The following is a 13,228-nucleotide window of genomic DNA, read 5'->3' on the forward strand; positions in this document are numbered from 1 at the left end:
AACCAGAAGTGCTGAGCATTGTATTTACTTTTCGCTTATTATATAAACGGTCATGATAATAATCGCCTCTCAAACGGCATAATCTTTGTGTCCATGATAGGATATACGGCAGATTGAAACAAAAAAATATTCCTCCTTGTTTAAGGATCCTGTTTATCTCCATTAGCGAGTTTGTGTCGTAAGGAACATGCTCCAAGACACCAAAACCCAGCACAATATCCATGGATGCGTTATCGAACGGCAGAAGATATTCATGTTTTAAGGGTTCGACCCTTAACCCCTGATCTATTATTATCGGCACATCCTGCCCGAAACTGGAATCACCCCTGTCGCATTTCAGGTCACAGCTGATTGGACGGGCCCCCAGCTTACGCAGCAGGTATGTAACATGCCCTTTGCCGCAGCCCCAGTCGAGAATAGAAAGTTGGCCGATGTCCCGGGAAAAATAACTTTCCGTAAAATCTCTGACATACTTTGTCAGATACAGGAAAACGTTTTGACCGGCAGGATTCTGAAGAAACCCATGGGTAGGATGATCTTTGATGATGCTCATCAGATACTGGTCGAGTGGCAATGACTCGCCAAAGGCCCTTCGTCTTAATGCTATATATCTATTTTGCACAATGCCCTTTCATTGTATTCAGGTGTTTTTTTCAGAGATAACCGTAATGCTGTTTATCATAATTTAGCGTTTTTCGTCATTTCGTCATCATTCCCTTTGCCACTACGGCAACAACTGGGGCAAAGCAGTGGCAAATATGAATTCATCCTTTTCACTATGCAACTGAATCTAGGAAAATAAAATTTAATTGGCCACTGTCCAGACGATATAGAACATGGTGATCAGCTGGCCGGACACCGAAAGATAATCCCGCCAGCCCTTGATCTGCATCTCACCCACGATGACCACATCTCCGGGTTCGATGGGGGTATCCTCCCTGGCTTTCAGGCTTTTACCGCCCCAGCGGTTTATCTTGATATTGCCGGTGCTGGCCCGCTCCCCGTAGCCGCCGGCCATCCCAAGGTAGTAACTTAAGACCGTGCCCGGCTCAAAAACAAAGGTCCCGCCCTTCTGGACCGCTCCCACCACAGTCACCGAGGTGGGTGCGGTGGGCACCGTCACGATATCGCCCTCTTTCAAGAGAACGTTCAGAGACTGGTCGCCGTCGATAAAAAGCCCCCGATAGCTGATGCTCTGGACCACCTCCGGCGTGGCCACATTCTCGATCTTGATCTCCTCCTTGGTGGCCACCGGGGTGATGCCCCCGGCCATCTCGATGATATCCATCAATCTTTCGCCCGGCTTGACCTCGAATATCCCGGGACGGAATACCTGTCCCACCACCTTGATGTTGTTGTCGTTAACCGGAACGAAGATAATATCCCCGTCCTCCAGCATCGGGTTCTCGGACTGCTGGTTCTTGTATAAGTAATAATACATGTCCAGTGTGTCTATCATCCGGCCCTGCCGGACAAGCTGGATGCTGCGGGGAGAGCCCTGTTCGTTGGTGCCGCCGGCGGCGGCCATGGCGGACGAGACCCGGTCCATCACCGGCAGGGAATATATGCCCGGTGTGCGGACCTGGCCCAGCACCTGGACCTTCATCATGGGCTGGTTCCGCATCTGGTAGGGATCCCGGCCATCAGACCGCTGTTGGGAGCAGGCCACGCCGGCCAGCGCGGCCAGAAATACCGCCGAAATAAGGTTGATCTTAATTGACATGCTGCCTCCGCTTATATTAAGGACATAAAAAAATGGCCGGAACGCTTCTACCGGCGCCCGGCCAAATTATAAATTTAATTTGGGAATTTATTGGGCGCCATATTAAAATTTGGAGCAAAAAGGCAATCAACTAAAACAACAAAAAAGCATGACTATAATTGATTGACCGGGCCACAAACTTTAATACAGCAACTTGTTTTCCCTCATAATGTTAAACTTTACAAGATTTTATCCCAAAAACAGCTTTTTGTCAAGCAAATTATTCAATAAAAAAGACACCCTTGATGTTCGGGTGTCTTTGCCCAAAGCGATTATTTGCGGCCGATCTTGACCACCTTGCCGCTTTTTATCTTCTTGGTGGCATTCCGGGTGTCAACCACCAGCTTGGCATTCTTGACAATCATGTTAAAATCATAACTTGTATGATCAGTGGTGATCAGAATGCAATCAACCGATTTAATCAGTTGTTGAGTCAGCTTGGTTGATTTCATTTTTTTCCATCCGGTCTCCAGCTCCGGCACGAACGGGTCGTTGTAGATAAGAGATTTCACCTTGGGGGCCAGAAGTTCGATAACCTTGATGGCCGGAGAACTGCGGACATCGTCGATATCCCGCTTAAAAGCCACCCCCAGCACCAGCACCTTGGATTTGGAGGCTGCCATTCCATTATCGCTCAAAGCTTCAATCACCTTGTTGACCACATGATAAGGCATATTCTCGTTGGTCTCGGCCGCCAGCTCGATAAAATCGGTATGGAAATCGTACTCCTTGGCCTTCCAGGACAGGTAGTAGGGATCGATGGGAATGCAGTGTCCGCCCAGCCCAGGCCCGGGGTAGAATGGCATAAAGCCGTAGGGCTTGGTGGCGGCGGCATCCACCACCTCCCACATGTCCACCCGGTCCATTCTTTCGCACAGACAAGCCAGCTCGTTGACCAGAGCAATGTTGACGCTGCGAAAGATGTTCTCCAGCAATTTGGTCATCTCAGCGGTGGACGGCGAGGAGACCATCACTATCTTCTCGATGATCTGTCCGTACATCAGCTTGGCCATCTGACCGCAGGCCGGAGTATATCCACCCACCACGGTGGGGGTGGTGGCGGTGGTGAATTTCTGGTTGCCGGGATCTATCCGCTCCGGAGAGAAGGCCAGGTAAAAATCCTTGCCGGCCTTAAGGCCGGTCTTCTCCAGTATCGGCTTGACCACCTTGGTGGTGGTCTCCGGATAGGTGGTGCTTTTAAGGATGACCAGCATCCCCTGGTGAAGATGTTTGGCGATCCCCTCGGCTGATCTGATTATGTAGCTGATGTCGGGGTCCTTGGTGGCGGTGAACGGCGTGGGAACGCAGATATGAACGGCATCACATTTCTTAAGAACGCTGTAGTCGGTGGTGGCCTTAAGCTTGCCTTGGGAAATCACCTGCTTCAGCTGTTGGTCATCGACATCGATGATGTAATTCTTCCCCCGATTGATGCTGGCAACCTTCCTGGGGTCCAGATCAATGCCGATCACCTCAAACCCAGCTTTGGCAAACTCCACCGCCAGAGGCAAACCAACATAACCCAGGCCTATTACTGCTATTCTGGCGCGGCGGGTCTCAATTTTTTGTTTAAGATCCATGGGGGTACACCTTAATAATATATTTTAAAGTTTATTGTCATCTTTCCTTGTACCAGCGGTCCTTAAAATCATTGAACTCCCGTTTGCCCTCTTTGATGTTGCGCCACCACGTTTCGTTCTCCCTATACCATTTTATGGTCTCTTTGATTGCCGTAGAGAAAGTATATTTCGGTTTCCAGCCCAGCTTCATTATCTTGGTGATATCCAGCGAATAGCGCCTATCGTGTCCCGGCCGGTCCTTGACGTATTTTTTAAGGCTGGCCGGCTTGTTCAACTCCTTCAGGATGATATCGGTAATCTGGATATTTTCCATCTCCTGGCCGCCACCGATATTGTAGACATCCCCGGCCTGCCCGTGGTGCAGGATGAAATCTATGGCCTGGCAGTGATCCTCCACATACAGCCAGTCCCGGACGTTCCGGCCGTCGCCGTAGATGGGAAGCTCCTTGTCCTCCAGGGCGTTGGTAACAAAGAAGGGGATCAGCTTCTCCGGGAATTGGAAGGGCCCGTAATTGTTGGTGCAGCGGGTGACCCGGACATCCATTCCGAAGGTGGTGTGATAGGAAAGGGCCAGCAGATCCCCGGCCGCCTTGGACGACGAGTAGGGGCTGCGGGGATCAAGGATATCGGTCTCAACGGAAGAACCTGTCTCCACGCTGCCGTAGACCTCATCGGTCCCGATCTGGATGAACCGCTTAACCTGATGGCGGCGGGCATATTCCAGCAGGGTGTGGGTGCCGATGACGTTGGTCTGGGTGAAGACGAAAGGATCGTCCACCGAGCGATCCACATGTGTCTCGGCGGCGAAGTTGACCACCCATTCCACCCCCGGCATCAGGCCCTCGACCAACTGGGCATCGCAGATATCGCCATGGACGAACCGGTAATTCTTGTGGGATTGGATATCCTTAAGGTTCTCCAGGTTTCCGGCATAGGTCAGCTTGTCCAGATTGATGATATTATAATCGGGGTATTTACAGAGCATCAAGCGGACGAAATTGCTGCCGATGAACCCCGCTCCGCCGGTCACTAAAATTGTTTTGGCCATGATTGATACAGTAGATGTTTACAGTTTAGCGTTTTCCGTTCCTAATAATCTGTTCCCTGTAATCAGATCCCGGAGCTACCCGTCCTTGCGCTCCCACTTATAGGGGATATCGTTCTTATGAGGATCGACCCGGTACTCGTCGGGTTGGGAATAATTATAGGCCTCGGAGGGACAGTTTATCACCATAGCCTCCTCGTTGGAAACGCATTTCCATCCGTGGTAGACGCCCTTGGGAACCTGCACCAGCATGGGATTATGCTCGCCGATAAAAAACTCGTTGACCTCGCCGTTGGTGGCCGAGCCTTCCCGGTTGTCGAACAGCACCAGCTTCAGCATGCCTTTTACGCAGACGATGTTGTCAGTCTGGACCTTATGATAATGCCAACCCTTGACCACTCCGGGATAGGTGGTGCTCAGGTAGACCTGTCCGAACTTTTCAAAGACCTCCTCGTCGCAGCGTAATATCTCCATCAGCCGCCCGCGCTCATCGGGAATGACCTTCAGTTTTTTTGTCTTGACGCCTTCGATCATAATCATCTCATTTATTTTAAATAGTTACTTAATTAGATATGACTTTAATTTTATCTCCATAGTTTTACCATCCGAGAAATTTACCATTGTTCCTTTCACTATACCAATATGAGGGGCTACCCAACCAGTGAATAATTTAGTTTCACCCCACAGAGAAGTCCATAAATATTTGCTATATCGTTTCATTTCAATTTTATAACAGTTATTATAAGTAGTTGTTGCATTAATTATGGTTTCTATACCCACTATAGTTAAAGTATCTATAAGATAGGAAAATGTATGGCCGGAAAAAACAGAATCACTGTTAATTTGCCATTTTTTTCCGACAACCAAATCACGAACTTGATCTGTTGAAAGATAATACAAATATTGGTCTATATTATATTGTTCATATTTTGCCAGGAAATTTAAATTTGCCTTTTTTATGGATATTGAGGTGGGATTATCGGCATTGGTATAACTAACAGATAGATTAACTGTTGTATCTGTGCCTGAAATAATGTTTTCACTTACTGTAACCAATAAAGAGTCTGTACCACCAAAGTTAAGAGTATCCGGAAATTCATATTTCCACCATGTTCCTGGTGTAAGAGGGAGTAATGCAGATGTGGGCGTTGCCGTTTCATCCGTAGCAGAAGTTGGAGTGCTTTTACCACATGAACCAACAAAATATAAAGTTTCAACGATAAGAATTATTGCTATTAACTTTTTCATAATTACCCCTATTAATTATTTTGGGAGAAGTAATTTTAAGATTTCCTACCGCCAGAGTTTCAATCGACAATTATCGATTATACCCGGTCCAGCCAGTACTGATGAAGTTCCTTCAGTGTTTGCTCGATCTCATATTCCGGCTGCCAGCCTGTCTGCCGCCTGATCTTGCTGTTATCGCCCCACAATATCGGGATGTCCAGGGGACGGAACCTATGGGGGTCGGTTCGAACCTCTATTTTTTTGCCCGAAATCTTTATCAACATCTCCAGAGCCTGCTGAATAGTGATGTTCTTGCCCGAGCATACGTTGTAGATCTCCCCGGACAGGCCCGCTTCTGCCAACAGGCCGTAGGCCCGCACTATATCCCTGACATCGGAAAGATCACGCCGGGCGCTTAAGTTGCCCACCAGGACCACCGGGTCGCTCCCGTGCTTTGTGATCCCGGCTATCTGCCTGGCAAAACTGGGCAGGGCGAACATCTCCGGCTGTCCCGGCCCGGTATGCGGGAAAGGCCTGGCCACCACGGTGTTCATTTTATAAGTATGAAAATACTGAATGGCCAGCTGCTCCTGGGATATTTTGCTGACGGCATAGGGGCTGGCGGGGTTATATGGGTAGTCCTCTTTTACCGGGTCAGGAGTATTGGTCAGCCCGTAGACCTCGCAGGAGCTGACCATGATTACTTTGCATTCCGGGACTGTGTTCCGGGCTTCCTCCAGCAGGTTCACTAGGCCTATGACGTTTATCTCAAAGGTGTCCACCGGTTTTTTAAAAGACAGGGCCGGAGAGCTCTGGGCCGCCAGGTGGTACAGGCATTGCGGTCTGGCGGATGCCAGCGCCTGGTGCAGCCCCTCCCCGCTTCGCAGGTCTATCCGGAAAAGGGTGCAGCGGCCGTTGAGATCTCCCACCGCAGGCTCATCGAAATAACTCCCGGAGACCTCATGCCCGGCAGCTATCAGATGCCCGGCCAGATGATGACCCACAAAACCCTCTATGCCGGTGATGAAAACTCTCACCTCATCCGTCTTTTATAGGTTTCCAGATCGGTGTCTACCATCATCTTTACCAATTCCTCAAAGGGCACCTTGATATTCCATTTCAGGGCCTTCTGGGCCTTGGTGGAATCGCCCAATAACAGGTCCACCTCAGCCGGGCGAACAAATTTCTGATCGATCTTGACGTAATCGTTGTAATCCAAACCGACATGCTCGAAGGCGATCCGGCAGAAATCCCGCACCGAATGGGTCCGGCCGGTGGCGATCACGAAATCATCGGGCTGTTCTTGCTGCAGCATCAGCCACATGGCTCGCACATAATCTCCGGCAAAGCCCCAGTCCCGCTTGGCATCCATGGTCCCCAGCCGGAGCTCCTTCTCCAGGCCCAGCTTGATCCGGGCCACGGCATCGGTGATCTTCTTGGTAACGAACTCCTTGCCCCTTCTGGGGGATTCGTGGTTGAACAGGATGCCGGAACAGGCATAGATATTGTAGGACTCGCGATAGTTGATGGTGATCCAATGGCCGTAGACCTTGGCCACGCCGTATGGACTGCGGGGATAGAACGGCGTCAGCTCGGTCTGTGGCGTCTCGCGGACCTTGCCGAACATCTCGGAGCTGGAGGCCTGGTAGAATTTTATCTTGGGATTGACCAGCCGGATGGCCTCCAGCATCCTGGTCACCCCCAGGGCGGTGAACTCCCCGGTGAGGACCGGCTGGTCCCAGGAGGTGGGAACGAATGACTGGGCAGCCAGGTTATAGACCTCGTCGGGGTTTGACTCTTTGATCACATTGATGATGGAAAGCTGGTCCAGCAGGTCCGCCTGCACCAGTTGAACCCGGTCCTTGATATGCTCGATCCGTTCAAAATTCTCGGTGGAGGCCCGGCGCACCATGCCGTAGACCTGGTAACCCTTTTCTAAAAGAAAATCGGCCAGGTACGATCCGTCCTGCCCGGTGATCCCGGTAATCAAAGCTTTCATAAATTACCTGTATTTATATTTATTGATTTTTAGACCTATTGTTAGTGATATTCATCCCTAAAAGATTTAACTCCGGCCTGCCGGTCGAAGCCAAATAACATTAAACCCTCATTGGCGCATTTTGCCGACTATGTTCTAACCTTGCCACTTGCGCTACCGCTTAGTCTATTCTGGTTTACCAAACGTAATCTGCTTAATATTTATGCCTCCTCAGACTAAATCTGGCGGAGAGACTGGGATTTTACGCCCGAGGCGCATCCGCCGCCGCTTTGCAGATATGCCTTACAACAGGCGGAGAACCCTCCCGCTCCGCTTTCCTGGTTCAAACTATATTCTGGCGGAGAGACTGGGATTTGAACCCAGGATACCTTGCGGTATACACGCTTTCCAGACGTGCTCCTTCGGCCACTCGGACATCTCTCCGTTTTTGATAATCGTATACAGATATTAAATTACTGGTCTCCTCTATTTTTTGTCCTGCATTCAAGATCAGAATTCTGTGGTCCCGCTGAAATTGAAACTCTCCAGCTTTAAGGCCGGGACCCGTATCCCGTTGGCAAAGCGATTGCCATAAGCATTGTCCTCGGTTACCAGGCTGGTCTTCTTGGAGATGGCGGATACCTTCGACAGGGTTTTCAAAACGCTCTCGGTGAACCGAAGGTTCTTGACCGGCTTGGTTATCCTTCCGTTTTCTATCAGGAAGGTCCCGTCCCTGGTCATCCCGGTCAGGGAGACCTGCATGGGGTCGATCAGGTTGCAGTAATGGAACCGGGTCACATAGATGCCCCGCTCGGTGGTCCTGATCATTTCTTCGATTGATGACTGGCCGCCCTTCATCTCCAGGTTCAGAGCCATGGGAAAGTAGGCCGGGGCCGGCAGGGCGTGCCCGGTGGATTTTTTATTTTCCTTATACGCTGTGTAGGAATCGTAGACCACGCCGCAAGCAATGCCCTTGTCTATAAGGGTCACCTTCTGCTTGGGCACCCCCTCGAAATCGAAGGGAAAGGCAAAGCCCTTTTTATTGTAAGGATCGTCTACAATCGTGATCTTGGTATCGACCACAGGTTTGCCCATATTCAGGCCGATGAAGCTGCGTCCCTCCTGTACCGCCATGGCCGAGAATCCGGTGTAGTTCATAAACTCCACCAGGGTGTATACCGCCATGTCCTCTAATATGACCTGATAGCGCCCGGGCTTGATGTCAACCGGGTTCCGGCTGTCCACCGCTTTTTTGACCGCGCTGTCGGCAATGGCGTTGATGTTTATCTTTCCTACATCACGGGAGGCCCCCTGGCCGTAGCCCGAACCGGTATCGCTCATCACCACGGTGTTGAGGTTGGCATCGGTGGAACAATTGTACTGCATGACGCCCAGAGAATTGGCGATGCCAATCTCCACCGTTCCGGTGCTGAAGGCCCCGAAAGCCCTGGCCTTATGCTTCTCCGCTTTGCGGCAAATTCTGCCCACAGCTTCGGCCCTTTGGGCCGGGGTGATCTTGGCCGTTTCCTCGACATAAAGATCGGTCGCCATGCGGCCGGCCTTCTCCGGGCCTGGCAGGGATACGAAATCGGGATTATCGTGCTGTAACTTGGCGATGCGGCAGGCCTGCGACACCGTATCCCTGATGCTTTGCTCGGTAAGTATGTTGCTGGAGGCCATCCCTATCTTCTTGCCGAAAATAGCCCGCACCGAGATGGTCCCATTGCGCTGGGCCACATTCTGATGGATATAGGAATTGGCGAACCGGGTCAGGGCCGAGTCCTCGGCGGTTATGAAGACCTCGGTCTGATCGGCCCGTGAAGCGGACAGTGCCAGCTGGAGCATTTTTTTTATCTTAGACTGGCCGTACATTAAAATATCTCCCGGATGTAACGAAGAAGTGTGATTATATCAATAATTGAATTTAAGGTCAAGTAGAATAAACGATTTACGGGGAGGTCCTTCTGAAATCAGAGCCAAAAGACTCACCACTTGCTGCGGTAGGTATAATTCACCACCGTCTCGCCGTCCCTGGCCACCGGGATGACGAACTCTACGGTGTGGGCGTCCTTCTTCTGGTATTTATGGGAGTTTTGGGTGATCTTCCAGTCGCCGGACAGGTGCTCCACCACCACAATCTCAGCCGCTTCATCCTTGTGGTTCCGCAGCTTCACTTCGATGGTCTGCTCCTGGGTGCGGTCGTTTATCCGCTTGTAATCCTTCTGGCTCCTCTCTCCCACCAGATCGAAGGCATTGCCCAGAAAGACCCGCAGCTTCTCATCCTTGGGGGAGTGGCCGATCATGTCCTCGCCGATGAACTGCTGGGTCCCGTCGCTGTCCCGCTTGTAGGTGCGCACTTTCCCGGCCGGCAAGGCCATCCCCAGGCCCGAGGCCTTATCGTTGCGGAACTCCAGGTTGACCCTGATGTTCTTGGCGTTATAAGCCCCGTCGTAGATGTAGACCTTTTTTATTTTGACGTCGGTGTTGTGAAACAGCGCCACCTGTTTGATCTCGTTGTTGGCCACCGTGGCCCGGCGCTGCAAAGTATACAGGTGATATTCGAAGAAAGCCTTCTCCTCGAACTGCGGAGCGGCCTCGGCCAGTGAGCTCTTGGCCATGCGGTCGTAGCTTCGCTGAGGCCGGGCCTCCACCCGGTTGACATCGCCGGCTATCAGCTTAAGTTTGGCGTTTTCGTAGGAGGCCCCGGAGCGGTTATCCAGCGACACCCAGGCCCCCAGGTTGAGGTTTTTCTCATCCTTATCCAGCACCGCCACGTACTCGGCGTGCCATCTGATTCCGCCGGTCATGTAGGATATCTGGCATTGCTGATCCTTGGGACCCCGGTTGTCGGCCAGCCATACCAGGGTGGGCTTGGTGATCAGCCCCCGGGGCAGGCTGGGAAATTCGATATTCTGCAGGTTGTCGGTCAGCCGCAAGGTGATGATGTTCCCCCCGGTGTTGAGCACGATATTGGAGCCGTCGTGGGACATCAGGATTCCCTCGTAGGTCTTGCCCAGGGAGGAGATCACCTTTATCTTCTGGTCTATATACCGCTCCATCAATTTGGCCGGGCTGACCAGGTCGAACTGATAGTTCTGTTCCAGGATCGCCACCTTGTCCGGTGCGGTCAGCGATTTGAAGTGCACCGAGGTGGGGTCGATCTGCGAGGGTACGTCGCTTAGCCGGACCTCCGATTTGCCGCTGCCGATCTTTAGGTTCCTGACCTCGGTGACCAGCCCCAGGTCGCTGTTATATACGGTCAGGCTGATGTCCTTCCTCTCCTGGCCGGCTGCCGGCAGGCAGGCCAGAATTGTCAGACAGGCGATCAATAGCTTCTTCATTTACCCCTCCCTAATTTGATTATTGGATTTTAAGTATAGATTATAAATTTTCATTAGTCAAGGAATATCATTGGCCGACTACTTTGCCTAAGCTGCCGTTAGGGCATTCGTTTTGCCTTGACTTTAAATTATAAAAAACATATACTTAGATGTAAATTTATATCTAACCACCTATCGGATGTCTAATGCGGCTACCGTCAGAGACCAAACAACAGCTTTTCATCAAGAACCTGTTCTCCGAGAACGGCCTATTGTTCTCGGGCACCGGGATTTTCCTGGCAGTGGCCGGAACCCAGACCACGGACCAGGCCTTCTTTCTGGGCAGCATCTGCCTGGCTCTTATACTTGTCAACAGCATCGTCTCCTCCATTGCCGGCGATATATTCCGTTACCGGATACCCCTGTGGGCAATGGCCCTGGCCTCGGCGGTGATGCTGGCAATCATCGGCTCCGCTTTTGCCGTCAGACTGTCCCATCTTCCCGAACACACGGTGATCATCATGTATCTTCTGGCCGCCGGTCCAGTGGTGTTCTCTCGGGCCCAGGCCTTCTCACACACCACCTCTTTGGGCCGGGCGGTGTTCGACGCCGCCGGCCAGGGAGCCGGCATCCTGCTGGTGATGATGGCTGTGGCCTTCGTGCGGGAGCTGATCGGCAAAGGCTACCTGGCAGGGGGGCCGCTTTTCAGCCGCCCCCCCTGGCCCATGCTGGGATTGGCTTTCGGCGGGATGCTGCTGACCGCTCTGGCCATAGTAATCTACCGGATGTCAGCCCCGGGAGGCCGAAAATGACAGCTCATATCGCCATTGCCTTCCTGTCCGGCCTGTTCCTGTATCAGCCGCTGATAAATTTCGGATTGATCCCCTCCTCGGCCGAGGGCATGTCGCGCCAGCCCTCTCAGGCCCTGGGATACAGCCTGGCCGGCGGGATATTGATCGCCGTCTTCGGCTTCTCAGCATGGATCCTGCATTACTTGGTGCTGGGTCCGCTGAAAGCCCTGTCCCTGGAGCTGCCCCTGCTGATGCTGTTGATGTGGGGCTGGCACTATCTGATGAAGCGGTCCTTCGGCAAGCAATCATTGATCGGCCGTCACCTGCCGTTCTATTTTTTAAACATCGCCGTGCTGGGATCCGGCCTGCTGCTGATACACTATACGCCGGACGGCATTCTGACCGCCCTGAGCCGTGCTATCGGCATCTCCCTGGGTTTCATGATATCCAATCTGCTGATATCGTTCTTCCGGGAAAAGTCCGAGCGGGGATCGTTCAGCCGGACCCTTCAAGGGTGGCCGGTATACCTGCTGATCTGCTCGGTATTCTGGCTTTCCTATCATGGAATATCTCTTTTATTTTAGGGACTCGACTCTGCCATGTCTACAAAATTCACTGATAGTTTCTTGAAACTTCTGCCCGGCCTGGACTGCGGGCTTTGCCGGCTGGAGGACGGCTGTCTGGGGTATGCCCAAAGGCTGGCCCAGGGCGAGCCCGATATCAGCCGGTGCCTGCCCGGCGGCGAGAACCTCAAGGCCAAACTGGCCGAAATGCAGGCTGAGACAGTCATGCCCAGGTCCAGCGTGGCCTCGTTTGTGGATTGTCAGGGTTCGACCGAGAACGCCCGGAACCGTTTCAATTATTTCGGCGTGGACAGCTGCCGGGGGGCCATGCTGTTATATGGAGGGAACCGGGAATGCCTCTACGGCTGTCTGCGGCTGGGCGATTGTATCACGGCCTGCCCCTACGGGGCCATCGGCCTGACACCCCAGGGCCTGCCCAAGATTGACTACTCCAAATGCACCGGCTGCGGACGCTGCACCAACGCCTGCCCCAAGGGGATCCTGAAGCTGGCCCCCAAGACCCAGCAGATATACCTGGCCTGCATCTGCCAGGCCAAATCGGAAGGTTTACCCGGGCAGTGCCGGCAGGGTTGTTCCACCTGCGGAAGCTGCTTGAAAGAATGTCCCTACGGAGCCATTATCTGGGACGGCTCCCTGCCAAAAATAGATTATGAGAAGTGCCGGTCCTGCTCCATCTGCGTTTATAAGTGCCCGCAAAAATCATATCTGGACCGCATTCCCAACCGCCCCACCGCTTTCATCGGCCTGCAGTGCAACGGCTGTCAGCAGTGCAAATCGGTCTGCCCCACCGACTGTATCATCGGCAAGAAGGGCGAGCACCACAAAGTGATGCGCGGCCAGTGCATCGGCTGCGGACTGTGCTTCGAGGTCTGCCCCATCAAGGCGGTAACCATGCTGGGAGCCTTGGGGCATGTGGACCTGAGTGGGTTTTAAACATAAAA

Annotated in this window: 13 protein-coding genes and 1 tRNA gene; 3 read left to right on the forward strand and 11 right to left on the reverse strand. The window is 52.4% G+C overall.

Annotated elements, in window-relative coordinates; all coding sequences use genetic code 11:
- The 11 genes from KJ869_03650 to KJ869_03700 all read right to left on the reverse strand — a co-directional run.
- The coding region (locus KJ869_03650; GenBank protein MBU1576284.1) for a class I SAM-dependent methyltransferase at window positions 1-553 on the reverse strand (553 nt) is incomplete at its 3' end.
- 252 nt (window positions 554-805) lie between these two features.
- Complete coding sequence (locus KJ869_03655) at window positions 806-1,723, reverse strand: SLBB domain-containing protein (GenBank protein MBU1576285.1); 918 nt, start codon at window positions 1,721-1,723, stop codon at window positions 806-808.
- Between the two features lie 311 nt (window positions 1,724-2,034).
- Window positions 2,035-3,342, reverse strand: a complete 1,308-nt coding sequence (locus KJ869_03660) for a nucleotide sugar dehydrogenase (GenBank protein MBU1576286.1) — start codon at window positions 3,340-3,342, stop codon at window positions 2,035-2,037.
- A gap of 37 nt (window positions 3,343-3,379) precedes the next feature.
- Entirely contained in the window at window positions 3,380-4,390 is a 1,011-nt protein-coding gene (gene rfbB, locus KJ869_03665; protein MBU1576287.1) for a dTDP-glucose 4,6-dehydratase, read from the reverse strand.
- A gap of 75 nt (window positions 4,391-4,465) precedes the next feature.
- A complete protein-coding gene (locus KJ869_03670; protein MBU1576288.1) occupies window positions 4,466-4,921 on the reverse strand; it encodes a dTDP-4-dehydrorhamnose 3,5-epimerase family protein in 456 nt (151 codons plus the stop codon).
- Window positions 4,922-4,945: 24 nt separating this feature from the next.
- Window positions 4,946-5,635 carry a hypothetical protein gene (locus KJ869_03675; protein ID MBU1576289.1) on the reverse strand — a complete coding sequence of 230 codons (690 nt, stop codon included), beginning with the start codon at window positions 5,633-5,635 and terminating at the stop codon, window positions 4,946-4,948.
- Window positions 5,636-5,712: 77 nt separating this feature from the next.
- Window positions 5,713-6,651 carry a GDP-mannose 4,6-dehydratase gene (locus KJ869_03680; GenBank protein MBU1576290.1) on the reverse strand — a complete coding sequence of 313 codons (939 nt, stop codon included), beginning with the start codon at window positions 6,649-6,651 and terminating at the stop codon, window positions 5,713-5,715.
- Window positions 6,648-7,613 carry a GDP-mannose 4,6-dehydratase gene (gene gmd, locus KJ869_03685; GenBank protein ID MBU1576291.1) on the reverse strand — a complete coding sequence of 322 codons (966 nt, stop codon included), beginning with the start codon at window positions 7,611-7,613 and terminating at the stop codon, window positions 6,648-6,650. Before gmd ends, KJ869_03680 begins: the two co-directional genes overlap by 4 nt.
- Window positions 7,614-7,948: 335 nt before the next feature.
- Window positions 7,949-8,036: transfer RNA gene (locus KJ869_03690), tRNA-Ser, on the reverse strand.
- Window positions 8,037-8,102: 66 nt separating this feature from the next.
- Entirely contained in the window at window positions 8,103-9,464 is a 1,362-nt protein-coding gene (locus tag KJ869_03695) for a TldD/PmbA family protein (GenBank protein MBU1576292.1), read from the reverse strand.
- A gap of 113 nt (window positions 9,465-9,577) precedes the next feature.
- Window positions 9,578-10,933: a DUF4139 domain-containing protein gene (locus tag KJ869_03700; protein ID MBU1576293.1), complete on the reverse strand. Its 1,356-nt coding sequence runs from the start codon at window positions 10,931-10,933 to the stop codon at window positions 9,578-9,580.
- A gap of 185 nt (window positions 10,934-11,118) precedes the next feature.
- Between KJ869_03700 and KJ869_03705 the strand changes: the two genes are divergently transcribed.
- From KJ869_03705 to KJ869_03715, 3 genes are read left to right on the forward strand one after another with little or no spacing between them, the layout of a single operon-like run.
- Window positions 11,119-11,724 carry a hypothetical protein gene (locus tag KJ869_03705; protein ID MBU1576294.1) on the forward strand — a complete coding sequence of 202 codons (606 nt, stop codon included), beginning with the start codon at window positions 11,119-11,121 and terminating at the stop codon, window positions 11,722-11,724.
- Window positions 11,721-12,287, forward strand: a complete 567-nt coding sequence (locus tag KJ869_03710) for a hypothetical protein (protein MBU1576295.1) — start codon at window positions 11,721-11,723, stop codon at window positions 12,285-12,287. The genes KJ869_03705 and KJ869_03710 overlap by 4 nt, the downstream gene beginning before the upstream one ends.
- A gap of 15 nt (window positions 12,288-12,302) precedes the next feature.
- The gene (locus KJ869_03715; protein MBU1576296.1) at window positions 12,303-13,220 is read left to right on the forward strand and encodes a 4Fe-4S binding protein; all 918 of its coding nucleotides are present in this window, start codon (window positions 12,303-12,305) and stop codon (window positions 13,218-13,220) included.
- Window positions 13,221-13,228: the final 8 nt, after the last annotated feature.

The organism is Candidatus Edwardsbacteria bacterium, assembly GCA_018821925.1.
Lineage (GTDB): Bacteria > Edwardsbacteria > AC1 > AC1 > EtOH8 > UBA2226.

Bases quoted from the DNA above. Each gene is read 5' to 3' on its own strand.
- KJ869_03655 (MBU1576285.1), bottom strand. From the start codon at position 1,723: ATGTCAATTAAGATCAACCTTATTTCGGCGGTATTTCTGGCCGCGCTG.
- KJ869_03660 (MBU1576286.1), bottom strand. From the start codon at position 3,342: ATGGATCTTAAACAAAAAATTGAGACCCGCCGCGCCAGAATAGCAGTA.
- rfbB (MBU1576287.1), bottom strand. From the start codon at position 4,390: ATGGCCAAAACAATTTTAGTGACCGGCGGAGCGGGGTTCATCGGCAGC.
- KJ869_03670 (MBU1576288.1), bottom strand. From the start codon at position 4,921: ATGATCGAAGGCGTCAAGACAAAAAAACTGAAGGTCATTCCCGATGAG.
- KJ869_03675 (MBU1576289.1), bottom strand. From the start codon at position 5,635: ATGAAAAAGTTAATAGCAATAATTCTTATCGTTGAAACTTTATATTTT.
- gmd (MBU1576291.1), bottom strand. From the start codon at position 7,613: ATGAAAGCTTTGATTACCGGGATCACCGGGCAGGACGGATCGTACCTG.
- KJ869_03695 (MBU1576292.1), bottom strand. From the start codon at position 9,464: ATGTACGGCCAGTCTAAGATAAAAAAAATGCTCCAGCTGGCACTGTCC.
- KJ869_03700 (MBU1576293.1), bottom strand. From the start codon at position 10,933: ATGAAGAAGCTATTGATCGCCTGTCTGACAATTCTGGCCTGCCTGCCG.
- KJ869_03705 (MBU1576294.1), top strand. From the start codon at position 11,119: ATGCGGCTACCGTCAGAGACCAAACAACAGCTTTTCATCAAGAACCTG.
- KJ869_03710 (MBU1576295.1), top strand. From the start codon at position 11,721: ATGACAGCTCATATCGCCATTGCCTTCCTGTCCGGCCTGTTCCTGTAT.
- KJ869_03715 (MBU1576296.1), top strand. From the start codon at position 12,303: ATGTCTACAAAATTCACTGATAGTTTCTTGAAACTTCTGCCCGGCCTG.